The 23,141-nt window shown below is 68.7% G+C and carries 24 protein-coding genes; 22 read left to right on the top strand and 2 right to left on the bottom strand.

The genetic code is table 11. The features are described from left to right. Nucleotides 1-56: 56 nt before the first annotated feature. The 9 genes from C5C17_RS10155 to aroB all read left to right on the top strand — a co-directional run bounded on the left by C5C17_RS10155 (nt 57) and on the right by aroB (nt 8,881). Entirely contained in the window at nt 57-470 is a 414-nt protein-coding gene (locus C5C17_RS10155) for a DUF948 domain-containing protein (protein ID WP_104253276.1), read from the top strand. Nucleotides 471-508: 38 nt separating this feature from the next. Further along, nucleotides 509-703 (top strand): Na+ dependent nucleoside transporter N-terminal domain-containing protein, encoded by a 195-nt coding sequence (locus C5C17_RS10150; protein WP_104253275.1) that lies wholly within the window; start codon nt 509-511, stop codon nt 701-703. Between the two features lie 74 nt (nt 704-777). After that, complete coding sequence (alaS, locus tag C5C17_RS10145) at nt 778-3,447, top strand: alanine--tRNA ligase (protein WP_104253274.1); 2,670 nt, start codon at nt 778-780, stop codon at nt 3,445-3,447. Further along, the gene (gene ruvX / locus C5C17_RS10140) at nt 3,440-3,946 is read left to right on the top strand and encodes a Holliday junction resolvase RuvX (RefSeq protein WP_104253273.1); all 507 of its coding nucleotides are present in this window, start codon (nt 3,440-3,442) and stop codon (nt 3,944-3,946) included. The genes alaS and ruvX overlap by 8 nt, the downstream gene beginning before the upstream one ends. Beyond that, nucleotides 3,891-5,144 (top strand): endolytic transglycosylase MltG, encoded by a 1,254-nt coding sequence (gene mltG / locus C5C17_RS10135; RefSeq protein WP_258066155.1) that lies wholly within the window; start codon nt 3,891-3,893, stop codon nt 5,142-5,144. The genes ruvX and mltG overlap by 56 nt, the downstream gene beginning before the upstream one ends. After that, the gene (locus C5C17_RS10130; RefSeq protein WP_104253271.1) at nt 5,137-6,018 is read left to right on the top strand and encodes a shikimate dehydrogenase; all 882 of its coding nucleotides are present in this window, start codon (nt 5,137-5,139) and stop codon (nt 6,016-6,018) included. Before mltG ends, C5C17_RS10130 begins: the two co-directional genes overlap by 8 nt. A gap of 4 nt (nt 6,019-6,022) precedes the next feature. After that, nucleotides 6,023-7,294, top strand: coding sequence for a chorismate synthase (gene aroC, locus C5C17_RS10125; protein ID WP_104253270.1), 1,272 nt, complete (start codon nt 6,023-6,025; stop codon nt 7,292-7,294). Next, the gene (locus tag C5C17_RS10120) at nt 7,291-7,806 is read left to right on the top strand and encodes a shikimate kinase (RefSeq protein ID WP_104253269.1); all 516 of its coding nucleotides are present in this window, start codon (nt 7,291-7,293) and stop codon (nt 7,804-7,806) included. The genes aroC and C5C17_RS10120 overlap by 4 nt, the downstream gene beginning before the upstream one ends. Beyond that, a complete protein-coding gene (gene aroB, locus C5C17_RS10115; protein ID WP_104253268.1) occupies nt 7,799-8,881 on the top strand; it encodes a 3-dehydroquinate synthase in 1,083 nt (360 codons plus the stop codon). Before C5C17_RS10120 ends, aroB begins: the two co-directional genes overlap by 8 nt. Here aroB and C5C17_RS10110 read toward each other — a convergent pair. Together C5C17_RS10110 and C5C17_RS10105 are read right to left on the bottom strand one after the other, a co-directional pair. After that, nucleotides 8,878-9,462 (bottom strand): dihydrofolate reductase family protein, encoded by a 585-nt coding sequence (locus C5C17_RS10110; protein WP_104253267.1) that lies wholly within the window; start codon nt 9,460-9,462, stop codon nt 8,878-8,880. The genes aroB and C5C17_RS10110 overlap by 4 nt on opposite strands. Nucleotides 9,463-9,535: 73 nt before the next feature. Further along, nucleotides 9,536-10,354 carry a GNAT family N-acetyltransferase gene (locus C5C17_RS10105; protein ID WP_104253266.1) on the bottom strand — a complete coding sequence of 273 codons (819 nt, stop codon included), beginning with the start codon at nt 10,352-10,354 and terminating at the stop codon, nt 9,536-9,538. Nucleotides 10,355-10,509: 155 nt separating this feature from the next. Here C5C17_RS10105 and C5C17_RS10100 point away from each other — a divergent pair, with 155 nt between their 5' ends. The 13 genes from C5C17_RS10100 to rpoZ all read left to right on the top strand — a co-directional run bounded on the left by C5C17_RS10100 (nt 10,510) and on the right by rpoZ (nt 23,080). After that, nucleotides 10,510-11,379, top strand: a complete 870-nt coding sequence (locus C5C17_RS10100) for a Cof-type HAD-IIB family hydrolase (RefSeq protein ID WP_181028547.1) — start codon at nt 10,510-10,512, stop codon at nt 11,377-11,379. A 21-nt stretch (nt 11,380-11,400) separates the two neighbouring features. Continuing rightward, the gene (aroQ, locus tag C5C17_RS10095; protein WP_181028546.1) at nt 11,401-11,868 is read left to right on the top strand and encodes a type II 3-dehydroquinate dehydratase; all 468 of its coding nucleotides are present in this window, start codon (nt 11,401-11,403) and stop codon (nt 11,866-11,868) included. Between the two features lie 116 nt (nt 11,869-11,984). Beyond that, complete coding sequence (efp, locus tag C5C17_RS10090) at nt 11,985-12,548, top strand: elongation factor P (RefSeq protein ID WP_104253263.1); 564 nt, start codon at nt 11,985-11,987, stop codon at nt 12,546-12,548. Further along, entirely contained in the window at nt 12,548-12,955 is a 408-nt protein-coding gene (gene nusB / locus C5C17_RS10085; protein WP_068484434.1) for a transcription antitermination factor NusB, read from the top strand. The genes efp and nusB overlap by 1 nt, the downstream gene beginning before the upstream one ends. A gap of 109 nt (nt 12,956-13,064) precedes the next feature. After that, nucleotides 13,065-13,628: a bifunctional pyr operon transcriptional regulator/uracil phosphoribosyltransferase PyrR gene (pyrR, locus tag C5C17_RS10080; protein ID WP_104253262.1), complete on the top strand. Its 564-nt coding sequence runs from the start codon at nt 13,065-13,067 to the stop codon at nt 13,626-13,628. Further along, nucleotides 13,625-14,584, top strand: a complete 960-nt coding sequence (locus tag C5C17_RS10075) for an aspartate carbamoyltransferase catalytic subunit (RefSeq protein ID WP_104253261.1) — start codon at nt 13,625-13,627, stop codon at nt 14,582-14,584. Before pyrR ends, C5C17_RS10075 begins: the two co-directional genes overlap by 4 nt. Nucleotides 14,585-14,613: 29 nt before the next feature. Then, on the top strand, nt 14,614-15,957 hold the full coding sequence (locus tag C5C17_RS10070) for a dihydroorotase (protein ID WP_104253260.1): 1,344 nt from the start codon (nt 14,614-14,616) through the stop codon (nt 15,955-15,957). Continuing rightward, the gene (locus tag C5C17_RS10065) at nt 15,957-16,499 is read left to right on the top strand and encodes a hypothetical protein (protein WP_104253259.1); all 543 of its coding nucleotides are present in this window, start codon (nt 15,957-15,959) and stop codon (nt 16,497-16,499) included. Before C5C17_RS10070 ends, C5C17_RS10065 begins: the two co-directional genes overlap by 1 nt. After that, nucleotides 16,496-17,668, top strand: a complete 1,173-nt coding sequence (gene carA / locus C5C17_RS10060) for a glutamine-hydrolyzing carbamoyl-phosphate synthase small subunit (RefSeq protein ID WP_104253258.1) — start codon at nt 16,496-16,498, stop codon at nt 17,666-17,668. Before C5C17_RS10065 ends, carA begins: the two co-directional genes overlap by 4 nt. 2 nt (nt 17,669-17,670) lie before the next feature. Next, entirely contained in the window at nt 17,671-20,970 is a 3,300-nt protein-coding gene (carB, locus tag C5C17_RS10055) for a carbamoyl-phosphate synthase large subunit (protein ID WP_104253257.1), read from the top strand. After that, a complete protein-coding gene (gene pyrF, locus C5C17_RS10050) occupies nt 20,971-21,861 on the top strand; it encodes an orotidine-5'-phosphate decarboxylase (protein WP_104253256.1) in 891 nt (296 codons plus the stop codon). It abuts the gene before it with no gap. Then, on the top strand, nt 21,858-22,757 hold the full coding sequence (gmk, locus tag C5C17_RS10045) for a guanylate kinase (protein WP_104253255.1): 900 nt from the start codon (nt 21,858-21,860) through the stop codon (nt 22,755-22,757). Before pyrF ends, gmk begins: the two co-directional genes overlap by 4 nt. Further along, nucleotides 22,754-23,080 carry a DNA-directed RNA polymerase subunit omega gene (rpoZ, locus tag C5C17_RS10040; protein WP_068484449.1) on the top strand — a complete coding sequence of 109 codons (327 nt, stop codon included), beginning with the start codon at nt 22,754-22,756 and terminating at the stop codon, nt 23,078-23,080. Before gmk ends, rpoZ begins: the two co-directional genes overlap by 4 nt. Nucleotides 23,081-23,141 lie beyond the last annotated feature (61 nt).

Here is a 23,141-nt window from a genome sequence, read left to right as displayed (position 1 = left end):
GCGCTGCGGCGCTCGTCTACCCGCGCGGCGACGCGCCGCGCTCACTAAGGAGCACCATGTCTGGTGGCGACATCGCCGGCCTCATCGCGGCCGGAGTCTTCCTCATCCTCGTCCTTCTGCTCGCGGTGCCGCTGCTCAAGCTCGGGGGAGTGCTCGACGAGGTGCGCAGCGGCATCCGAGAATCCGTCGATGCGATCACGCCGACGCTCGCCGAGACGCAGGTCACCGTCCTCGAGGCCAACAAGCAGCTCGCGAAGATCGACAGCATCACGACGCACGTCTCCGAGACGACAAGCAACGTGTCCAGCCTCGTCGCGCTCACGGCGGCGACGGTCGGTGGCCCGCTCATCAAGCTCGCCGGCTTCTCCGCAGCGGTCCGCGCTGGCATCTCGAGCCTCAAGAGCGACGGACCAGCGACGGTCAAGTCCGCCTCGAAGCCGAAGAAGCCGAAGCCGCGCGCAACACGCTGACCCGCCAGACACCCGCTCACCACGTTCCAGGAGATCTCATGCGCACAGCGCTCAGCATCATCGGCGGCATCGCCGCAGGCTTCGCCCTCGCCCACCTCGTCAACTCGACCCCTGCAGGCCGCAGGTTCTTCTCCGGCGTGAACGAGCGCGTCGACGAGTTCACCGAAGCCGTGGCGGAGGGCTACCGCGCCCGCACGCAGGACCTCACCGCGGCCATCGCCGACATCAAGTAGCGCGACACCCCACCCACCGTCCGGGGGACCTCGTCGCCCGTCGCCAGTCGCCACAGAAAGAGCCACACAGCACGATGCAAACCGCCGAGATCCGTCGCCGCTACCTCGACTTCTTCGAGAAGCGGGGGCACACCGCCGTCCCCTCAGCGCCCCTGGTGAGCGACGACCCGACGATCATGTTCACGATCGCCGGCATGGTTCCGTTCATCCCGTACTTCACGGGAGTCGTCCCAGCGCCGTTCGACCGCGCGGTGAGCGTGCAGAAGTGCATCAGGACCAACGACATCGAGGAGGTCGGCAAGACCCCCCGGCACGGCACGTTCTTCCAGATGTGCGGGAACTTCTCGTTCGGCGACTACTTCAAGCAGGGTGCGATCGAGTTCGCCTGGGAGCTGCTCACCACGCCCGAGAGTGCGGGTGGGCTCGGATTCAGGCCGGAAGACCTGTGGATCACGGTCTACGAGAAGGACGACGTCGCACGCGGCATCTGGCGCGAGGTCACGGGGTTCCCCGATGCACGCATCCAGGGCCTCGGCATGAAGGACAACTTCTGGTCGGCGGGCGGCCCAGGCAGCCCCGCCGGGCCATGCTCTGAGATCTTCTTCGACCGTGGCCCGCAGTACGGAGCCGACGGCGGACCGGCGACCGACGATGATCGCTACGTCGAGATCTGGAACCTCGTATTCATGCAGTACGAGCGCGGCGAGGGCACGACCAAGGACGACTACGAGATCATCGCCGACCTCCCGAAGCAGAACATCGACACGGGCATGGGGCTCGAGCGCATCGCCTTCATCAAGCAGGGTGTCGACAACATGTACGAGATCGACCAGGTGCGCCCGGTCCTCGACAAGGCTGCCGAGATCTCGGGCAAGGCCTACGGAGCCTCCCACGAGGACGACGTGCGCATGCGCGTCGTGGCCGACCACGTGCGCTCGTCGCTCATGCTCATGGCCGACCGGGTCGAGCCGGGCAACGAGGGACGTGGGTACATCCTGCGACGCCTCCTGCGCCGTGTCGTCCGAGCCATGCGCCTTCTCGGGTTCGAAGGCGCGAGCCTCCCGCAGCTCCTGCCCGCTTCGAAGGAAGCGATGAAGGACGCCTACCCGGAGCTGGTGGACGCGTTCCCGCGCATCGCTCGTCTCGCCTACGCCGAGGAAGAGACCTTCCTCCGCACGCTCGCAGCTGGTACGGCCATCCTCGAGACCGCGGTGACCGAGACCCGTGCAAGCGGCGTGCAGCACCTCTCCGGAGAGACCGCGTTCAAGCTGCACGACACGTTCGGCTTCCCCATCGACCTCACCGTGGAGATCGCCGAGGAGGCGGGCGTCAGCGTCAACCGCGAGGCGTTCGAGCGGCTGATGAGCGAGCAGCGCACGCGTGCGAAGGCGGATGCGAAGTCCAAGCGCTCGGCCCTGGCCGACGTCTCCGTGTACAGCGAGTTCCGTTCCCTCGGCGAGACCGCCTTCGTCGGGTACACCGACCTGGCCCACGAGAGCGAGGTGCTCGGCCTCATCATCGACGGGCATCCGGCTGCGAGCGCGAGCACTGGTCAGCAGGTTGAGCTCATCCTCGCGAGCACCGCGCTCTACGCGGAATCGGGCGGACAGGAAGCCGATTCGGGCCAGATCACCTCAGCAGCTCGGGGGCTGGTGGCCGACGTCGTCGACGTCCAGCGACCGATCGCCGGTCTCGTGAGCCACACCGTCTCCATCGTCTCGGGTGAAGTGGCCGTCGGCGACCGCGTCGAGACGATCGTCGATGCCGGGTACCGCCGGAGCGCGAACCAGGCGCACACGGCGACGCACCTCCTCCACGCCGCGCTCCGCGACGTGCTCGGACCTGATGCGCACCAGTCCGGGTCATACAACAAGGCCGGCTACCTGCGCCTCGACTTCTCCTGGAGCCAGGCGCTCACGAACGACACGAAGGCCGAGCTCGAGGGCATCGTGAACGACGCGATCCGGGCGAACCACGTCGTCACGACGCGCGAGATGGACCTCGACGAGGCGAAGTCGCTCGGCGCTCGAGCGCTGTTCGGTGAGAAGTACGGCAGCCGGGTGCGGATGGTCGACATCGGCGGCCCGTGGTCGCGCGAGCTGTGCGGTGGAACGCACGTCGGCAGCTCCTCGGAGATCGGGATCGTCAACCTCGTGGGGGAGTCCTCCGTGGGTTCGAGCAACCGACGCATCGAGTCGCTCGTGGGCCGAGACGCCTTCGCCGACTTCGCCGTCGAACGCGCCATCGTCTCGCAGCTGACGAGCAGCCTCAAGGCGCCGCGCGAGCAGCTGGCTGACCGCGTGCAGGATCTCGCGACCAGCCTCAAGACGGCGCAGAAGCGCATCGCGGAGCTCGAGGCCGCCGAGGCCATGCAGCGCGTGCCAGCGATCGCCGCCGAGGCGAGCAGCGCTGGCAGGGTCGTCCTCGTCGCGAAGCACCTCGGCGAGGTGCGCAGCGCGGACGAGCTCCGGTCCCTGGCGCTCGCCGTGCGCGAGCAGCTGGGCGACCGCCCGGCCGTCGTCGCACTCGGCGCCGCATCGAACGGCAAGCCGATCGTCTTGGTCGCCACCAACCCGGGCGCCCGCGACGCAGGTGCCGCGGCCGGCGCCCTCGTCCGCATCGCCGCACCCATCCTCGGGGGTGGCGGTGGAGGGAAGCCGGACGTCGCCCAGGGCGGCGGCACGGACGTCGATCGCCTCGACGACGCGCTCGCCGCGATCCGCACTGAACTCGCGAATGGCTGACATCCGCCCAGGCACTCGCCTCGGCGTCGACGTGGGCAAGGCCCGCGTCGGCGTCAGCAGGAGCGACCCGCACGGAATGCTCGCGACGCCGCTGGAGACGGTGCCGCGGGATGGCGCCAAGGGCGACGCACACGCCAGGCGGATCGCGGAGCTCGTCGTCGAGTACGACGCCATCGAGATCATCGTGGGTCTCCCGCTCTCGCTCTCGGGCACCGAGACCGCATCGACCGCGGATGCGAGGGGCGTGGCCGAGCAGATCGCCGCCCACTCCCCGGTTCCACTCAGGTTGGTGGACGAGCGTCTGACGACGGTCAGCGCGAGCCGGCAGCTTCGCGACGTGGGCCGGAAGGCCTCCAGATCTCGGAACATCATCGACCAGGTGGCGGCAGTCGTCATCTTGCAGACCTCGCTCGACGCGGAGCGCCAATCCGGACGTGCGCCGGGTGAGCTCCTCTCCCGAAAGGATCAGGACTCTGACGGACAACCAGCCCCCAGGTAGCCAAGAAGGTCGCAAGCGATTCACCCCGGACGATCCGTTCGGTGACCTCCTCTCCGACGAGACCGCGAAGCAGGCGGACGCAGGCGACGGCAGTCCGCGGAGGTCCGGCGGGAACCGCAGGCGCCAGTCGGCCGCGGCCAGGCAGGGCAAGCGCAGCCTGATCGTCATCCTCGTGCTCGTCGTGGTCGTGGCCGTGAGCGCGGCGGTCGTCTGGTTCGGCTTCGGCTCGCAGCTGCGCAGCCTGTTCGGGGGTGGTGCGTCCTCGGCCGACTTCGAAGGCAGCGGCAACGGCACGGAGATGGCGTTCACCATCGAGTCAGGCGATACCGGCACCTCCATCGGCGAGCGACTCTCAGAGGTCGGCATCGTGAAGTCCCCCGGTGCCTTCGTGGACGAGGTGCTCGCGCAGCCCGAGGATCCCGTCTTCATTCCGGGCAGCTACGGCATGCAGGAGGAGATGAGCGCCGAAGCCGCGCTCGCCTCGCTGCTCGACCCCGCGAACCGCCAGGAGTCGACCGTCGTGATTCCGGAGGGCACGGCGCTCCAGGACGTCTACGCGCTCATCGAGGGTGGCGTCGGCATTCCCGTCGCCGATCTCGAGGCAGCGGCGATCCCAGCCAACTTCGGGCTCCCCGCAGAGGCGACGACGCTCGAGGGGTTCCTGTTCCCGGCGACCTACAGCTTCGACCCCGGCGTAGACGCGAACACGGTGCTGAAGACGCTTGTCGACCGCATGTTCCAGTCACTCGACGAGCACGGCGTCGCGCCAGAAGCACGCTGGGACACGATCCGTCTGGCCTCCCTCATCCAGAAGGAAGCGGGCCTCCGCGAGGACTACTACAAGGTCTCCCGGGTGTTCCTCAACAGGCTCGACATGGGCATGCTCCTGCAGTCCGACGCGACCGTGGCCTATGGCACCGGCAACACACACCGAGTCTCCACGAGCGACGCGGAACGCGCCGACGCGGCGAACATCTACAACACCTACGTGCATCCTGGGATGGTCGCGGGGCCGATCTCGAACCCGGGCGATATCGCCATCGACGCGGCCGTGAACCCCGCAGACGGGCCATGGGTGTACTTCGTGACCTGGAACCTGGACACGGGGGAGACGATCTTCTCCGAGACGTTCGAGGAGCACGAGGTCGCGGTCGCCAAGTGGCTCGCATGGATGGAAGATCACCCTGAGTATGGCTGAGACAGGCGAGGCCTCGCCGGGGACCAGGCTCGCGGTCCTCGGCTCCCCGATCGACCATTCGAAGTCGCCGGCGATCCATGCCGCGGCGTACAGGCAGCTCGGGCTCGACTGGCGCTACGAGCGGTTCGACGTTCCGGAAGGCGAGCTCGCCGACTTCATGTCGACGCGCGGACCGGGGTGGCGTGGGTTCTCCATCACGATGCCCCTCAAGCAGGAGGCGCACGAATTCGCGTCCTGGCTCGCCCCGGCTGCCGTTGAGATCGGGGCCGTCAACACGCTCGTCTTCGACGATCCGGACGCGGGCGGCGCCGCTCGTGGGTGGAACACGGATGTGCTCGGGTTCGTCGCAGCGCTGAACGCTGCGGGTGTGCAGGCTGCGCCGAGGGTCCGCCTGCTCGGGGCCGGGGGCACGGCGGCGGCTGTCGTCGCAGCGCTGCCATCGCTCGGCACGTCCGAGCTGCTTGTCGTCGTCCGCGCTCCTGAGCGCGCGCGGGAGCTGGCCGCGCTGGCGTCGTCACTCGGGGTGGGCGTCGACGTGCTGACGTTCGCCCAGTTTGACGCCCTGCCTGTCGAGTCCAAGCACGCCGAGCTCGTCGTCAATACCGTCCCTGGTGACCAGGACCACCTCCTGGTCGACGAGGCCTGGGTCGACGGAGCTGTCCTCTTCGACGTGCTCTACGACCCGTGGCCGACGAATCTCGCGTCGCGCTGGCTGTCTGCCGGCGGACAGGTGGTCTCCGGACTCGAGCTCCTGCTCGAGCAGGCGCTCGTGCAAGTGCGCCTCTTCACCGGACGCGGGGTCTCCGAACCGCTGCCGCGAGAGGCCGACGTGCGGGCCGCGATGCGGAGCGCCGCGCTGCGCGTGTCAGAATAGTCCAATGCTTCGATGGCTCACGGCCGGGGAATCCCACGGCCCAGAACTCCTTGCGATCCTCGAGGGACTCCCAGCAGGTGTCCCGCTGTCCCTCGACGATCTCCGCACCGACCTCGCGCGGCGAAAGCTCGGCCACGGCCGGGGAGCGCGGATGAAGTTCGAGCAGGACGAGCTGACGCTCTCCGCGGGCGTGCGCCACGGCGTCACGATGGGGTCGCCCATCGGCATCCGAATCGGCAACACGGAGTGGCCCAAGTGGGTCGAGGTCATGAGCCCGGAGCCCGTAGACCCCGCCGTGTTCGACACCGGCAGGGGTGCGAAGCTCACGCGTCCGCGCCCCGGACACGCCGATCTCATCGGCATGCAGAAGCACGGCTTCGACGACGCCCGCCCCGTCCTCGAGCGCGCGAGCGCCCGTGAGACAGCGGCGCGTGTCGCGCTCGGCGCGATCGCGAAGCGCTTCCTGGCCGAGCTGGGGATCACGACGCTCAGTCACACGCTGGCCATCGGCACGGTTCGCGTTCCGGACGACGCGCCGCTACCTGCCTACGCCGACCTTGCGGCGATCGACGCGGATCCCGTCCGAGTCTTCGACGCGGAGACGTCGGCGGCGGCCGTTGCGCTCATCGACGAGGTCCGCAAGAGTGGCGACACGCTCGGCGGGGTCACGGAGGTCCACGTGTGGGGACTGCCGCCCGGCATCGGTTCATACGTGCACTGGGACCGTCGACTCGACGCGCGCCTCGCGAAGGCGCTCATGAGCGTGCAGGCCATCAAGGGTGTCGAGGTCGGCGACGGGTTCGAGACGACTCGCCGTCCGGGGACCGCTGCGCACGACCCGCTGTACGTCAGGGACGGCTCCATCGTGCGCTCGAGCGACCGCGCCGGCGGTATCGAGGGCGGCATGGCCACGGGCACGGTCCTGCGCGTGCGAGCGGGCATGAAGCCGATCGCGACCGTCCCGAAGGCGCTGCACACCGTGGATGTCGCGACCGGCCAGGACGCGGCAGCGCACCACCAGCGCTCCGACGTGTGCGCGGTCCCGGCCTCCGGCGTCGTCGTCGAGGCCATGGTGGCCCTCACCATCGCGGACTCGATCCTGGAAAAGTTCGGCGGGGACTCGGTGGCGGAGACGAAGCGAAACATCGAGAGCTACCTCGAGAGCATCCCACCGCTGCTGCGGACGTCCCACGAGTCGGTCTCCGAGTCCGAGCTGCAGGCCGGTCCCGTCGACGAGACGCCGATGGGGGACTCGCTGAGCGAGTGGCGCGTATGAGCGTCGTCCTCATCGGCCCGCCTGCGGCCGGCAAGTCGAGGGCTGGGCGCCGGCTCGCAAAGGTGCTCGGAGCGAGCTACGCGGACACCGACAAGGTGATCGTGGCGCGCCACGGGGCGATTCCCGACATCTTCGCCGCACACGGGGAGCTCGAGTTCAGGCGACTCGAGCGCGACGTGATCGCGGAGCACCTCGAGACGACCGAGGTCCTCTCGCTCGGGGGCGGGGCGGTCATGGATGCCGAGACGCAGGCGCGGCTCGACGGCCACACGGTCGTGCTGCTGACCGCGTCCCCCGCTGCCATCGCGGAGCGCATCACCGGCAACTCGAAGCGGCCGCTCATCACGGGCATCGAGAGCTGGACACAGATCTACGAAGCCCGCCGCGAGACGTACGAGCGTCTCGCGGACGTGAGCTTCGACACCTCATTCCGGCCCATGGTCCGCGTCGTCGACGACATCGCGGAGTGGCTGGAGCAGAACTCCAAGGAAGGACCAAGCGACGTTGCCTGAGATCATCGAGGTTCCCGGCGCCCACGGCGACATCATCATCGGCGGCGGCCAGTTCCGCGACGCGGCCACCGTGGTCCCGGCGCTGCTGGGCGAGGGCGTCGCCAAGGTCCTGATCGTGCACGCCCCCCACCTCGCGAACGTGGCGGAGCGTGTCCGGGAGCAGCTCGTCGTCGAGTACACCCAGGTCCTGATCGCCGAGATCCCGGATGCGGAGGGCGCGAAGCGCATCGAGGTGGCCGCGTTCTGCTGGCAGATCCTCGGCCAGGCGGACTTCACGAGGTCGGACGCCGTCATCACGATCGGCGGAGGCGCGACGAGCGACATCGGCGGCTTCATCGCCGCGACGTGGCTGCGTGGCGTCAAGGTCGTGCACATGCCCACGACGGTGCTCGCGATGGTTGACGCAGCGATCGGCGGCAAGACAGGGCTGAACACGAACGAGGGCAAGAACCTCGTCGGGTCCTTCCACCCTCCTGCTGGCGTCGTCATCGATCCGGAGATCCTCGACAGCCTGCCGCGAAACGAGCTCCTGGCCGGCTTCGCCGAGGTCGTGAAGGCCGGCTTCATCGCGGAGCCGGAGATCCTCGACATCATTGAGCGTGACCCGGAGCGGGCTACCGACCCGACGACCCCCGAGTTCCTTCGGGTGCTCGAGCTCGCGATCCGCGTCAAGGCGCGGGTCGTCGGCGAGGACTTCACCGAGCAGGGGCTGCGGGAGATTCTCAACTACGGCCACACGCTCGGGCACGCCATCGAGAACGCGGAGCGCTACCAGTGGCGCCACGGTGCTGCCATCTCCATCGGCATGGTGTTCGTCGCCGAGCTGGCGAGGCTCTCCGGGCGCCTGGACGACGCGACCGCGGACCGCCATAAGGCGATCCTCGAGCTCCTCGGTCTCCCCACGAGCTATCCAGCCGGCCGGTGGAAGACGTTGCTCGCCACGATGCGCCGCGACAAGAAGGCGCGGGGTGCCATGCTCCGGTTCGTCGTCCTCGATGGCCTCGGGCGTCCGACGATCATGCGCGCGCCGGATGAGAGCCTGCTCTTCGCCGCGTTTCAGGAGATCGCCAGCTAGGCGCTCTGCCGTTCGTCGCGCCGGACATACTCGTCGATCGTCACGCCCGATTCGAAGCGCTGCGTCGCCCTCAGCGTGAAGGCCTGCGGCGAGTATCCGGCGTGGCCGAAGAGCGGAACGCCGGCACCGAAGGCGACCGGATTCCGCTTCAGGACGAGGCGGTCGATCTCGCCGCGGAGTGAGCCGGCGAGCTCGCCCCCGCCGCAGAGCCAGATCGGCAGCCCGTCCTCGCCTTTGAGCCGTCGGACGGCGTCGACGGGGTCGCTCGTGAGCGTCACGTCGTCAGCGACGCGGCGGTCGCCGCGGCTCGCGACGACCTGACGCAGATGCGGGTACGGGCTCTCGATGCCAGCGTCGAGAGCTGGCCGCAGGGTGTTCCAGCCCATGATGACGGTGTCGAACGTCGTGCCTGGGGCCCGCATCCCGAGCGCACCGAGCACGTGCGCAGGGAACGCGTCGGCGTAGTCCGCGAGCAGGGCGGCCATGTGGTCGCCCTCCATCGGGAACGCGTCGAAGCCTCCGCTCGGGTCGGCGATGAATCCGTCGATGCTCGTCGCGACGTAGTACACGAGCTCTCGCATGAGCTGCCCCTCTCTGCCTCACTTGTTCGAGGACCCTACGTCGCCGCCCTGGGTCGCCCCTCCCCGGGGGCGCTCAGCAGCAGCTCGTCCGATCTGGACCCTCCAGGTATCGGAACGCCCCGAGCCTGCGGTACCCCAGCCGTTCGAAGAGCCGGAGCGAGGCGTCGTTGCCGTCGACGACCATGGCCAGGCAGGACGATGCGCCGAGCGCGAGGGCTTCGTGCTGGGCACGCTCGAGAAGCAGACGGGCGTAGCCGCGTCCCCTGCTCGCCCGATCCGTGACCAGGCAGTCGACGACCCCGAGGCCGTCGACCACCGAGAGCCGCGCGGTCGCCGCGAGTGAGCCGTCGACGCTCACGCTGAGGAAGCTCGGCGTGCCCTGGCTCAGGATGCGCGGGGCGAGTCGCCGGTCGCTCGGCAGGCGGCGGCCGTTCCAGGCCAGCCAGGCGTCGAGCCAGTCTGACGGCAGCTGCGGGCCGGATACGGAGACGAACGCGGACGGATGTGCGGCAGGGAGCGGCTGACCACGACCGTCAGTGGGGCCGAGCGAACGCGCGAGGATCCCGCCAGAGAGCGAGGTCACGTAGCCGAACGCCCGCAGCGCCGCCACCTCGTCCACGTCGCTCGAGTCGGTCGTGAGGAAACGGCTGGGGAGGCCGCGTACGCGGTACGCCTCCTCGACGGCGCCGACCGACGACTGCAGGTCCTCGACCGCGTCGAGCATCCACACGCTGTTCGCGCGCCTCGTGAACCCCTCAGAGAAGCCGAGGAGCCAACCGGCGAGTCGTCGCTCGTCGAGGGCGGGCCAGCTGCCCCGCAGCGCTCTGGCCGCGCGATCGAGCGATGGCGGGGAGGCCCGCTCGCTTGCCGGGGTGGCAGGGTCGGCAGGCATGCTCAGAGGCTAGGCGGTCACAGTCGGATTCGCCAGGCTCCCGTGACCGTCGGCGTGCTGGCATCGTCTAGCCTGGTGGACGGCCCAGCTGCCGCCTCATCGTCTCGACGGAGCACCTCGGGCGTCGGCCGCACGCATCCAGCAGAAGGACACAGTTGACCAGGCGCATCGTCTTCCTCGACATCGACGGCACCCTCATCGACGACCAGGAGCGCATCCAGCCGTCGACGGTCGAGGCCGTCAGCCGCGCGAGGGCCGCAGGTCACCTGGTCTTCATCTGCACGGGCCGCTCGCGCGCGGAGATCTATCCCCAGATCCTCGACATCGGCTTCGACGGCATCGTCAGCGCAGGCGGCAGCTTCGTGTGGTTCGGCGGCGAGACGCGCGTCTCGCGCACGATGTCGCTCGCCGACGTCACGTTCGCCATCGACGTCTTCACCCGGTCCGGGATCGACTTCTACGTGCAGAGCGACTCGGCGGTCATCGCGAGTCCCGGCTTCCGCGCGCACCTCCGCAGGCTGCTCGCCGTCGATCTCGCCGACTCCGACCGCGTCGAGGCCGACGGGGCCCTGCAGTTCGAGACGTTCTTCGAAGAGGGTGGCGAGCTGCTTCGAGACGACATCGGCAAGATGTGCTTCCTGAGTGCGGAGACGCCCATCGACGAGATCCGCGAGACCTTCGCTGGACGTTTCGACGTCATCAATGCCACGGTCCCTGTTCTCGGGCCCCACAGCGGCGAGCTCCTGCAGCTCGGCGTCAACAAGGGGAGCGCCATCCTCGAGGTGTGCCGTCTGATGGGGCTCCAGCGCGCGGACACGATCGGCATCGGCGACAGCATCAACGATGTCGAGATGCTCCAGCTCACGGGAGTCGGCGTCGCCATGGGCAACGCACCGGATGCCATCAAGGCCCACGCGGACCAGGTGACGACCGGCGTGGACGACAACGGGGTCTGGAACGCGTTCGTGCGCAACGAGCTCATCTCGGCGGACGAGTCGGTCGTCCCGACGGCGGCCTTCGCCTGACCCGTCGATAGACTGACGCGCATGCGCATCCTCGTCCTCGGCGGCCCCAATCTCGATCGACTCGGCACCCGCGAGCCGGAGACGTACGGCACGCAGACGCTCGCCGACATCGTCGACCTCCTCCGCACCACCGCGGGCAGCAGCGTCGAGATCGACGCTCGCCAGTCCAACTTCGAGGGGCAGCTGGTCGAGTGGCTGCACGACGCGGCGGATGCGCGCATCCCGGTCATCCTGAACCCGGCCGCGCTCACCCACTACTCCATCGCCCTCCGCGACGCGGTCTCGATCGTCACCGAGACGGGGACCCCGGTCATCGAGGTGCACCTCTCGAATCCCCACGCGCGCGAGCCGTTCCGGCACACGAGCGTCATCTCGGCGGTCGCGACGGGCGTCATCGCCGGGCTCGGAGCCGGCTCGTACCTGGCAGCGCTCGAGGGCATCCGCGCCCTGAGCGAGCCGAACCGGCACTCCCGCGACACCCTGCACTAGACTTCTGCGGGGCCGCTGGGGCGCAAGCCTCGCGCCGACAGCTCGCGCGTACCTCACTCAGGTGCCGAAAACTGAAGAATCCCGCTCTTCCGCGGGATGGACACGGAGAAACTTCCATGGCAACTACGGCAGACATCAAGAACGGCGTCGTGCTCCTCATCGACGGCCAGCTCTGGCAGGTCATCGACTTCCAGCACGTCAAGCCGGGCAAGGGTGGCGCCTTCGTGCGCACCAAGCTCAAGCAGGTCGTCAGCGGCAAGACGGTCGACCGCACGTTCAACGCCGGCGCCAAGATCGAGACCGCGACGGTCGACCGCCGCGACTTCCAGTACCTCTACCGTGACGGCGACGGCTACGTCTTCATGGACCAGAGCGACTACGACCAGATCACGCTCGACGAGAAGATCGTCGGCGACGCCGCCAAGTACATGCTCGAACAGCAGAGCGTGCAGATCGCGTTGAACGAGGGCGAGCCCCTCTACATCGAGCTCCCGCCGTCGGTTGTCCTCGAGATCACGTACACCGAGCCGGGCCTGCAGGGTGACCGCTCCAATGCCGGCACCAAGCCAGCCACCGTCGAGACAGGTGCGGAGATCCAGGTCCCACTGTTCCTCAACGCCGGCACCAAGGTCAAGATCGACACCCGCACGGGCGACTACCTGGGCCGCGTCAACGACTAGTGAGCGCCCGCACGAAGGCGCGCAAGCGCGCCATGGACATCCTGTTCGCCTCCGACGTCCGCGGGACCCCGATCCCCGAGCTTCTCGGCCAGGAGGCGGAGCGGGCTGCGGATGAGCCCGACCGCGCGGCGAGCTGGCGGTACGCCAGGGAGATCGTGCTCGGCGTCATCGAGCACGCAGACGAGATCGACGGCTACATCGTCGAGACCGCACGCGACTGGACGCTGGAGCGCATGCCAGCGCTCGACCGCTCGATCCTGCGCGTCGCGATCTGGGAGCTCAAGTACAACGACGAGATCCCCGCCGCCGTGGCGATCACCGAGGCCGTGAGCGCGGCCGGTGAGTACTCGACGGATGCGTCGGGCAAGTTCATCCACGGCGTGCTCGGCCGCATCAGCGAGCAGTAGCCGATGCTAGGCTGGGGGCCTGAGCCGAGACCGCCGTTGGCGAGACGGCCCGGCCCCCAGTTCCAGACATCCTTTAACACCGTCCAGTGAGGCGGGGAAGGAGGTCGACGTGCCCCAGCGAACAGTGCTGAACCACGACGACGTTCAACGAGCCCTCGTGCGCATCGCGCACCAGATCCTCGAGCAGAACCGTGGGTCGAAGGACCTGCTCCTGCTCGGCATCCCGAGCCGAGGAGTTCCCCTCGCGAAGCGCCTCGCCAGCCTCATCGCTGGCTTCGAGGCCTCGAACGGGACGCACGTCGACGCCGCGGAGATCGCTGGCGCCCTCGACGTGACCATGTACCGCGACGATCTCCGTCGAGGACCGGCGCGCGTCTCGCAGCCCACGCACATCCCCGTTGGGGGCATCGACGGCAAGACGGTGGTGCTCGTCGACGACGTGCTCTTCTCCGGCCGCACGGTGCGGGCCGCGCTCGACGCGCTCAGCGACACCGGTCGCCCTCGTGCCGTGCAGCTCGCGGTGCTGGTCGACCGCGGTCACCGCGAGCTGCCTATCCGCGCTGACTACGTCGGCAAGAACCTGCCCTCCGCCCGCAGCGAGCGCATCGGCGTCGAGCTCACAGAGCTCGACGGCGGCGACCGCGTCGTCATCACGGATGGGGGACGCGCATGAAGCACCTGCTCTCCACCAAGGGCATGACCCGCGAGGACGCGATCATGCTGCTCGACGTCGCCGAGGACATGTCGGATGTCGGCGACCGCGAGGTGAAGAAGCTGCCAGCCCTGCGTGGCATCACCGTCGTGAACCTGTTCTACGAGGACTCCACGCGCACCCGCATCTCGTTCGAAGCCGCTGAGAAGCGGCTCTCCGCCGACGTCATCAACTTCGGCGCCAAGGGATCGAGCGTCTCCAAGGGCGAGTCGCTCAAGGACACGGCCCAGACGCTCAAGGCCATCGGCGCTGACGCCGTCGTCATCAGGCACCCCTCGAGCGGCGCGCCGCAGCTCCTCGCCGAGCGCGACTGGATCGACGCCCCCATCCTGAACGCCGGCGACGGCATGCACGAGCATCCCACCCAGGCGCTCCTCGACGCGTTCACGCTGCGACGACGCGTCCACGGGCGTGCCGCGGCCCGGGGCAAGGGGCTCGACGGCTGCCACATCGTCATCGTCGGCGACATCCTTCACTCGCGAGTGGCCAGGTCGAACGTGTGGCTCCTCACGACGCTCGGCGCCGAGGTCACGCTCGTCGGCCCGCCGACACTGGTCCCCGTGCGCACGGAGTCCTGGCCCGCGACGATCACGAGCGACCTCGACGCCGCGCTCGCCACGCACCCGACCGCGGTCATGCTGCTCCGCATCCAGGCGGAGCGGATGCACGACGCGTTCTTCCCGAACACGCGCGAGTACGCCAAGAACTGGGGGCTGGGCGAGACCCGGTTCCGCGACCTTCCCGAGGCTACGATGGTCATGCATCCCGGGCCCATGAACCGCGGTCTGGAGATCTCCTCCATCGCCGCCGACTCGCCGCAGTCGACGGTCCTCGAGCAGGTCGCGAACGGTGTCGCCGTCCGCATGGCCGCGCTCTACGTGCTCTGCTCCGCCGAGCGAGACGGGAGCGGCTCGTGAACCAGGGCCAAGGAAACGAGAAAGGCACCATGACCACGCTGTATCGAGGCGCCAAGCTGCTCGGCGCCGACCCCGTCGACGTGCTCGTCTCCGGAACCACGATCGCCGAAGTCGCGCCGGCCGGATCCGTCTCCGCCGACGGCGTGGAACGCGTCATCGATGTCGAGGGCATTGTGCTCCTGCCTGGCCTCGTCGACCTGCACACGCACCTGCGCGAGCCCGGCTTCGAGTCGAGCGAGACGGTGCTGACCGGCACCCGCGCCGCGGCGTTCGGCGGGTACACGACGGTCTTCGCCATGGCGAACACCTCGCCGGTGCAGGACACCGCAGGTGTCGTGGAAGCGGTGGCCGCGCTCGGACGCGCCGCCGGATACGCCGATGTCCGGCCCATCGGGGCCGTGACGGTCGGACTCGAGGGCGAGCAGCTCTCCGAGATCGGCGCGATGGCGCAGTCGAACGCGGGCGTCCGCGTGTTCTCCGACGACGGCAAGTGCGTCTTCGATCCGCTCATCATGCGTCGCGCCCTCGAGTACGTGAAGGCCTTCGGCGGCGTCGTCGCCCAGCACGCACAGGACCCTCGCCTCACGGCAGGCGCCCAGATGAACGAAGGGGCGCTCTCGGCCGAGCTCGGCCTCGGCGGGTGGCCGGCTGTGGCCGAGTCCTCGATCATCGCCCGCGATGCGCTGCTCGCCGACCACGTCTCCTCACGCCTGCACGTCTGCCACGTCTCCACCCGAGAGGGTGTGGATGTGGTGCGCTGGGCCAAGTCACGCGGCATCGACGTGACCGCTGAGGTGACACCCCACCACCTCCTCCTCACCGAGGAGCTCGTGCGCGGCTACGACGCCCGGTTCAAGGTCAACCCGCCGCTTCGGACCCAGGACGACGTGCTCGCGGTGCGAGAAGCGCTGGCCGACGGCACGATCGACATCGTCGCCACCGACCACGCGCCGCACCCCGTCGACGCCAAGGAGACCGAGTGGGACCAGGCCGCGATGGGCATGGTCGGCCTCGAGTCCGCCCTGCGCGTCGTGCAGCACACCATGGTCGACACCGGCGCGCTGAGCTGGGGTGACGTGGCGCGGATCATGTCGGAGACACCCGCTCGCATCGGGGGCGACTCCGCATCCGGACGCCCCGTCGCGGCCGGCGAGCTCGCCAACCTCGTCTTCTACGATCCAGCCCCGACGGCCGACTTCACGACGGCAGCGCTCGGCGGGAAGAGCATCAACTCGCCATTCCTCGGCATGCCACTGCCCGGTCGGGTCGTGCACACGGTCTATCGCGGAACCAGGACGCTCGACGACGGCGTGCTCCTCTCGGCCGAAGGTGCAGCCGCCGCCGCACGGGCGCGCGAGCAGGAACTCGCCTGATGGACGACCGCGTACTCCCCGCCGCCCTCACGATCGTCGCGTTCCTCGTCATCGTCGCGCTCATGTGGCTCGGCTGGCGACGCCGGACACGGGCCCAGGCCGGCATCGCCACGCCCCTGAGCCCCCCGCAGTCGACCGAGCAACCGCTCGGGCACTGGCACGACGTGCACTACGTGTCCACGAGCCGCACGGGTGACACCCTCGACCGCATCGTCGTCCCGCCGCTCGGATTCCGGGGGAGGGCAGAGGTGACCGTGCTCCGGGAAGGACCCGTCGTGCGGATCGCCGGCGAACGAGCCTTCTTCATCCCAGCGGCAGACATCGAGGCCACCATCGACGGCACCGTCACGATCGACCGCGTCGTAGAGAACGGCGGACTCACGATCATCCGGTGGCTCCTGCCCGCCGACGACACAGCGAACGGCCGCGTGAGCGTCGAGACCTCCCTCCGAGTTGTCGACGCGACCGCGCGAGAACAGCTCAAGACCGCGCTGCACTCGCTGCAGCGAACACCAGCCCCCACGACCGAGGAGTCCTCATGACGCCACCAATTCCCGCCGTGCTCGTCCTGGAGGACGGGACGCGATACGAGGGCGACGCCTACGGCGCCGTCGGTGAGACGCTTGGCGAAGTCGTGTTCTCGACCGGCATGACCGGGTACCAGGAGACCCTGACGGACCCGAGCTACGCAGGTCAGATCGTCGTCCAGACCGCCCCGCACATCGGCAACACCGGGGTCAACGCCCAGGACATGGAGTCGCGGCAGATCTGGGTCGACGGCTACGTCGTCCGCGACCCCTCCCGCGTCGTCTCGAACTGGCGCTCCGAGGACACGCTCGAGAACGCCCTCACCGAGACCAGCATCGTCGGCATCGCCGGCGTCGACACCCGCGCGCTCACCCGACGCATCCGCAGCGAGGGCTCGATGCGCGGCGGCATCTTCTCCGGAGAGGCGGCCTCGGCCGACGAGACCACGCTGCTCGAGAAGGTGCGTGCGCAGCCGAGCATGGCGGGGCGCAACCTCAGCGACCGCGTGTCGACGCCGGAGCCCATCGTGCACCCGTCGACGGCCGACGAGCGGATCGGCTCCGTCGCCATCATCGACCTGGGCATCAAGACGGCCACCGTCAAGGCGCTGGCCGAGCGCGGCTTCGACGTGCACGTGCTGCCGCACGCCACGACCATCGACCAGCTGCGCGAGCTCGCGCCGACGGCCGTCTTCTACTCCAACGGGCCGGGCGACCCTGCGTCCAGCGACGCGCACGTGGAGCTGCTGCAGAACGTCCTCCGCGACGGCACGCCGTTCTTCGGCATCTGCTTCGGCAACCAGCTGCTCGGCCGCGCCCTCGGCTTCGACACGTACAAGCTGCCCTTCGGCCACCGCGGCATCAACCAGCCGGTCGTCGACACCTTCTCCGGCCGCATCGAGATCACCGCCCAGAATCACGGCTTCGCCGTCCAGGCACCACTCGACGGCCCCGTCGAGACACCGGCGGGCTTCGGCCGTGCGCAGGTCAGCCACATCGGCCTCAACGACCAGGTCGTCGAAGGCCTCCGCTGCCTCGACATCCCGGCGTTCAGCGTGCAGTTCCACCCGGAGGCCGCAGCGGGCCCACACGACTCCGCCCCGCTCTTCGACCAGTTCAGGCAGATGGTGCGCGAGCACCTCGCCTCCCCATCCACCCCCACCAACGGCCAGGAGAACGCGTAAGCATGCCAAAGCGCACAGATATCTCGAGCGTCCTCGTCATCGGCTCGGGACCCATCGTCATCGGCCAGGCGGCCGAGTTCGACTACTCGGGCACGCAGGCCTGCCGCGTGCTCCGCGAGGAGGGCGTGCGCGTCATCCTCGTGAACTCAAACCCCGCGACGATCATGACCGACCCGGACTTCGCCGACGCCACGTACGTCGAGCCGATCACCCCGGACATCATCGAGTCGATCATCATCAAGGAGCGCCCTGACGCGATCCTCCCAACCCTCGGCGGGCAGACGGCGCTCAACGCCGCCATCGCGCTCCATGAGGAGGGCATCCTGGAGCGCCACGGCGTCGAGCTCATCGGCGCGAAGGTCGACGCGATCCGCCGCGGCGAGGACCGCCAGATCTTCAAGGACCTCGTGATCGAGGCCGGCGCCGAAGTCGCCCGCTCCCACATCGCGACGAGCGTCGAGCAGGCGATCGGCTTCGCCGAGGACCTCGGCTACCCACTCGTCGTCCGCCCCTCGTTCACGATGGGCGGCCTCGGCTCCGGCTTCGCCTACAACGAAGAGGACCTGATCCGCTTCGTCGCCGACGGCGTGCAGTCAAGCCCCACCGGAGAGGTGCTCCTCGAGGAGTCGATCCTCGGCTGGAAGGAGTACGAGCTCGAGCTCATGCGCGACACCGCCGACAACACGGTCGTGGTCTGCTCGATCGAGAACGTCGACCCCGTCGGCGTCCACACCGGCGACTCCATCACGGTCGCCCCAGCGCTCACGCTGACCGACCGCGAGTACCAGCGCCTCCGCGACATCGGCATCGCGATCATCCGCCTCGTGGGCGTCGACACCGGTGGATGCAACATCCAATTCGCCATCGACCCCTCGAACGGTCGCATCATCGTCATCGAGATGAACCCTCGCGTGTCCCGCTCGTCGGCGCTGGCGTCCAAGGCGACAGGCTTCCCGATCGCGAAGATCGCGGCGAAGCTCGCCATCGGCTACCGCCTCGACGAGATCCCCAACGACATCACGAAGGTGACGCCCGCGAGCTTCGAGCCGACGCTCGACTACGTCGTCGTCAAGGTGCCCCGCTTCAACTTCGAGAAGTTCCCGGCCGCCGACACGACGCTGACGACCACCATGAAGTCGGTCGGCGAGGCCATGGCGATCGGCCGCAACTTCTCGACCGCGTTGCAGAAGGCGCTGCGCTCGCTCGAGAAGCGGGGATCGTCGTTCACGTGGGCCGCAGACGAGGTCTCCGTCGAGGAACTCCTCGAGACGATCAAGATCCCGACCGACGGCCGCATCGTCAACGTGCAGCGCGCGCTCTGGAAGGGTGCGACGCCGGAGCAGATCTTCGAGTCGACCGCCATCGACCCATGGTTCATCGACCAGATCGTGCTCATCAACGAGGTCGCGGCCGAGATCGGCTCAGCAGACGTCGTGGACGCCCGCCTGCTCCGGTACGCGAAGCGCCACGGCTTCTCCGACGCCCAGATCGCGGAGCTCCGCGGGAGCCGCGAGGACGAGGTCCGCGCGATCCGCCACAACTTCGGGGTCCGCCCGGTCTTCAAGACCGTCGACACGTGCGCCGGCGAGTTCCCCGCCTTCACGCCGTACCACTACTCGAGCTACGACCAGGAGTCCGAGGTCACGCCAAGCGACCGCCGCAAGGTGATCATCCTCGGCTCGGGCCCGAACCGCATCGGCCAGGGCATCGAGTTCGACTACTCGTGCGTGCACGCGTCGTTCGCGCTCTCGGATGCCGGCTTCGAGACCATCATGATCAACTGCAACCCCGAGACGGTCTCCACGGACTACGACACGAGCGACCGCCTCTACTTCGAGCCGCTCACGCTCGAGGACGTCCTCGAGATCGTCGAGGTCGAGCGCGGTGCAGGCGAGCTGCTCGGCGTCGTCGTCCAGCTCGGCGGCCAGACAGCGCTGGGACTCGCGAAGGGGCTCGAGGCAGCCGGCGTCCCGATCCTCGGCACGAGCCCGGCAGCGATCGACCTCGCCGAGGAGCGCGGACTCTTCTCCGGCGTCCTCGACCGCGCCGGCCTGATCTCGCCGGAGAACGGCACCGCGACCGACCTCGACGGCGCCCTCGACGTCGCAACGGGCATCGGCTACCCCGTGCTCGTGCGCCCCAGCTTCGTGCTCGGCGGACGCGGTATGGAGATCGTCTACGACGCAGAGCAGATGCAGGACTACTTCTCGCGCATCGAAGGCCAGGCGATCGTCGGTCCCGCACACCCGCTGCTCGTCGATCGATTCCTCGACGAGGCCACGGAGATCGACGTCGACGCCCTCTTCGACGGCGACGAGCTCTACATCGGCGGCATCATGGAGCACATCGAGGAAGCCGGCATCCACTCCGGCGACTCGGCGTGCACGCTGCCTCCCGTCACCCTCTCGAGCGCTGTCCTCGACAACGTCCGCGACGCGACCCTCGCCATCGCCCAGGGCGTCGGCGTCCGTGGCCTGCTCAACGTGCAGTTCGCGCTGTCTGGTGGGAAGCTGTACGTGCTCGAGGCCAACCCGCGCGCCTCCCGCACGGTGCCCTTCGTCTCGAAGGCCCTCGGAACGCAGCTCGCGAAGGCTGCCGCCCGTGTGATGACGGGTGTCTCGATCGCCGAGCTGAAGGCCGAGGGACTCCTCCGCGACCAGGACGGCACGCACCAGCCGGCTTCGAGCCCCGTCGCCGTGAAGGAAGCGGTGCTTCCCTTCAAGCGCTTCCGCACGAAGGACGGACGCATCGTCGACTCGCTGCTCTCGCCCGAGATGCGCTCCACCGGCGAGGTCATGGGCATCGACACCGACTTCCCGACCGCATTCGCCAAAAGCCAGCTCGCGGCCTACGGCGGCCTGCCGAAGTCGGGCACCGTGTTCGTCTCGGTCTCCGACCGCGACAAGCGCGCGATCGTCCTTCCCGTCGCCAAGTTCGTCGAGCTCGGGTTCTCGATCGCGGCCACCGAGGGCACAGCAGCCGTCCTCGCGCGCCACGGCATCACCGCCAAGGTCGTCGGGAAGTTCACGCCGGATTCGCCCGACGGCACCACACCCGGCCAGGACCGCAATATCGTGGACATGATCCACGGGGGAGAGGTCGACATGGTCATCAACACCCCGTCCGGCCGCGCGTCACGGGCCGACGGCTACGAGATCCGCACGGCGGCAGTCTCGGCTGACCTGCCCATCTTCACGACGATCTCGGAGCTGTCCGCAGCTGTCGGTTCCCTCTCCGCGCTGCGAAGCGGATTCACGGTGACGAGCCTGCAGGAGTACAACACCCAGAGGGGGGACAGCTAGTTGACTGAGGCGTTCGCGGCGCGTGCTGGAGTAGGCGGGTTCGGAACCCGACTCCAGCACGCCGTGGAGAACCGGGGCAGGCTGTGCATCGGCATCGATCCGCATGAGTTCCTGCTCGACGCGTGGGGACTGCCGAACACCGCGGCGGGTGCCAGGGAGTTCGGGCTCCGCGTCGTCGAGGCAGCTGGGGAGCGTGTCGGCGTCGTCAAGCCGCAGATCGCCTTCTACGAGCGCTTCGGCTCCAGCGGATTCGCGGCGCTCGAGTCTGTGCTCGGCGCCGCACGGGAGGCGGGCCTGCTCGTGATCGCGGATGTCAAGCGCGGTGACGTCGGCACGACCCTCGAGGCCTACGCCAAGGCGTGGCTCGAGGAGGGCTCACCGCTCGAAGCGGACGCCATGACCGTGAACCCCTATCAGGGCTTCGACTCGCTTGCCTCGGCGCTCGAGCTCGCCGACCGTCTCGGCAAGGGCCTCTTCGTGCTCGCGGCCACCTCGAACCCGGAATCCACCTCGATCCAGACGGCCCGACGGGACCGCGGCTCCCAGATCGGCGAGACCGTCGCCGGCGGCATCACGAAGCGCGCGGCCGCCTGGAATGCCGACCACGCGGATGGCGCGCTCGGCTCGGTCGGCGTCGTCCTCGGCGGCACGGTCGACTTCGACCTCCTCGGCGTGGACCTCACGGCACTCGGCGCCGCACCCCGGACCCCGATCCTCGCCCCAGGCTTCGGCCACCAGGGAGCCGAGTTCGCGCGCATCAGGGAGATGTTCGGCGCGGCAGCGGAGTCCGTCATCGTCAACGTGTCACGCAGCGTCCTGGCCGCCGGGCCGGACGGCATCGCCGACACCATCGACCAGCAGGCAGCGGAGCTGGAGGACGCTCTCTCATGACCCAGGTCCCACCTCCCGTCGATCGCGTCGCCGCATCACGCGCGGCTGTCCTCGCGCGCCAGGCTCGCGCCGAGGTCAAACGCGCCCTGGCGAACGGAACCCGCTCGCCGATCTCCGTGCTCGACGCGAGCCAGTCCGCCGAGCACGCTGCCGAGCACTCCCTCCGCGTGACGCAGTTCCTGCTCAGCATCCCGCACATCGGCGCCACGAAGCAGGCGCGCATCCTCGAAGAGCTCGCGATCTCACCCTCCAAGCGCCTCGGCGGCCTCGGCCGGAATCAGCGCATCCGCCTCCGCTCGTTCCTGGAGGAGCGGCTCGGCGCCCCGACTGGCGAGAGCCGTCTCGTCGTGCTGGCCGGCCCCACAGCCGTCGGCAAGGGCACCGTCGCGAACTACATCCGAGAGCACTACCCGGAAGTCGAGCTCTCGGTCTCCGCCACGACTCGTGCCCCACGTCCGGGTGAAGTCGACGGCATCAACTACCACTTCACCGACGACGATGGCTTCGACCGGCTGGTCGCCGACGAGCAGCTCCTCGAGTACGCCACCGTGCACAACGCCTTCAGGTACGGCACTCCGCGCGGACCCATCGACGACGCCATCTCCTCCGGACGCTCGGTCCTCCTCGAAATCGACATTCAGGGCGCCAGACAGGTCCGATCGCGCATGCCAGAGGCTAGACTGGTATTTTTGTTGCCTCCGAGCTGGGACGAGCTCGTGCGGCGCCTCGTGGGGCGTGGCACGGAATCGGCCGAAGAACAGGCTCGGCGCCTCGAAACCGCGAAGGTCGAACTTGCCGCCCAGGACGAGTTCGATGCACTGGTCGTCAACGACTCCGTGCCTGAGGCTGCGGCACGCGTAGTCGAACATCTGGGACTGAACAAGGAGCACGCATGATTGAGAAGCCAAAGGGCATCATCGACCCGCCCATGGACGAGCTGCTGCAGCGAGTCGACAACAAGTACCAGCTGGTCATCTTCGCATCGCGTCGCGCGCGTCAGATCAACGACTACTACTCCGATCTGCACGACGGAGCGATCTACCAGAACGTCGGCCCGCTGATCGACTCCTCGATCGACGACAAGCCGCTGTCGATCGCTCTGCACGAGATCAACGAGCAGAAGATCGTCATGGTTGAGGCACGCCCGCTCGAGACCCCGGACGACGTCATCGTGTTCGATGACGAGATCAACTTCGAAGACGACGCCCCTCAGGCATAGCACGACCGTGAGCGAGACCGCCGGCGCGCATCCGGCTGACCACGAGACCGACGCGTCCGAC

This window comes from Pseudoclavibacter sp. RFBA6, from assembly GCF_002931575.1.
Classification (GTDB): domain Bacteria; phylum Actinomycetota; class Actinomycetes; order Actinomycetales; family Microbacteriaceae; genus Pseudoclavibacter; species Pseudoclavibacter terrae.
Note: the sequence above shows the minus strand (reverse complement) of the source record. Positions and strands in the feature narration are given on the sequence as shown.

What these genes read in the sequence shown, in the direction of transcription:
- C5C17_RS10155 (WP_104253276.1), top strand. Translation starts at nt 57, where the DNA reads ATGTCTGGTGGCGACATCGCCGGCCTCATCGCGGCCGGAGTCTTCCTC.
- C5C17_RS10150 (WP_104253275.1), top strand. Translation starts at nt 509, where the DNA reads ATGCGCACAGCGCTCAGCATCATCGGCGGCATCGCCGCAGGCTTCGCC.
- alaS (WP_104253274.1), top strand. Translation starts at nt 778, where the DNA reads ATGCAAACCGCCGAGATCCGTCGCCGCTACCTCGACTTCTTCGAGAAG.
- ruvX (WP_104253273.1), top strand. Translation starts at nt 3,440, where the DNA reads ATGGCTGACATCCGCCCAGGCACTCGCCTCGGCGTCGACGTGGGCAAG.
- C5C17_RS10130 (WP_104253271.1), top strand. Translation starts at nt 5,137, where the DNA reads ATGGCTGAGACAGGCGAGGCCTCGCCGGGGACCAGGCTCGCGGTCCTC.
- aroC (WP_104253270.1), top strand. Translation starts at nt 6,023, where the DNA reads ATGCTTCGATGGCTCACGGCCGGGGAATCCCACGGCCCAGAACTCCTT.
- C5C17_RS10120 (WP_104253269.1), top strand. Translation starts at nt 7,291, where the DNA reads ATGAGCGTCGTCCTCATCGGCCCGCCTGCGGCCGGCAAGTCGAGGGCT.
- C5C17_RS10110 (WP_104253267.1), bottom strand. Translation starts at nt 9,462, where the DNA reads ATGCGAGAGCTCGTGTACTACGTCGCGACGAGCATCGACGGATTCATC.
- C5C17_RS10105 (WP_104253266.1), bottom strand. Translation starts at nt 10,354, where the DNA reads ATGCCTGCCGACCCTGCCACCCCGGCAAGCGAGCGGGCCTCCCCGCCA.
- aroQ (WP_181028546.1), top strand. Translation starts at nt 11,401, where the DNA reads ATGCGCATCCTCGTCCTCGGCGGCCCCAATCTCGATCGACTCGGCACC.
- efp (WP_104253263.1), top strand. Translation starts at nt 11,985, where the DNA reads ATGGCAACTACGGCAGACATCAAGAACGGCGTCGTGCTCCTCATCGAC.
- C5C17_RS10075 (WP_104253261.1), top strand. Translation starts at nt 13,625, where the DNA reads ATGAAGCACCTGCTCTCCACCAAGGGCATGACCCGCGAGGACGCGATC.
- C5C17_RS10070 (WP_104253260.1), top strand. Translation starts at nt 14,614, where the DNA reads ATGACCACGCTGTATCGAGGCGCCAAGCTGCTCGGCGCCGACCCCGTC.
- C5C17_RS10065 (WP_104253259.1), top strand. Translation starts at nt 15,957, where the DNA reads ATGGACGACCGCGTACTCCCCGCCGCCCTCACGATCGTCGCGTTCCTC.
- carA (WP_104253258.1), top strand. Translation starts at nt 16,496, where the DNA reads ATGACGCCACCAATTCCCGCCGTGCTCGTCCTGGAGGACGGGACGCGA.
- carB (WP_104253257.1), top strand. Translation starts at nt 17,671, where the DNA reads ATGCCAAAGCGCACAGATATCTCGAGCGTCCTCGTCATCGGCTCGGGA.
- gmk (WP_104253255.1), top strand. Translation starts at nt 21,858, where the DNA reads ATGACCCAGGTCCCACCTCCCGTCGATCGCGTCGCCGCATCACGCGCG.
- rpoZ (WP_068484449.1), top strand. Translation starts at nt 22,754, where the DNA reads ATGATTGAGAAGCCAAAGGGCATCATCGACCCGCCCATGGACGAGCTG.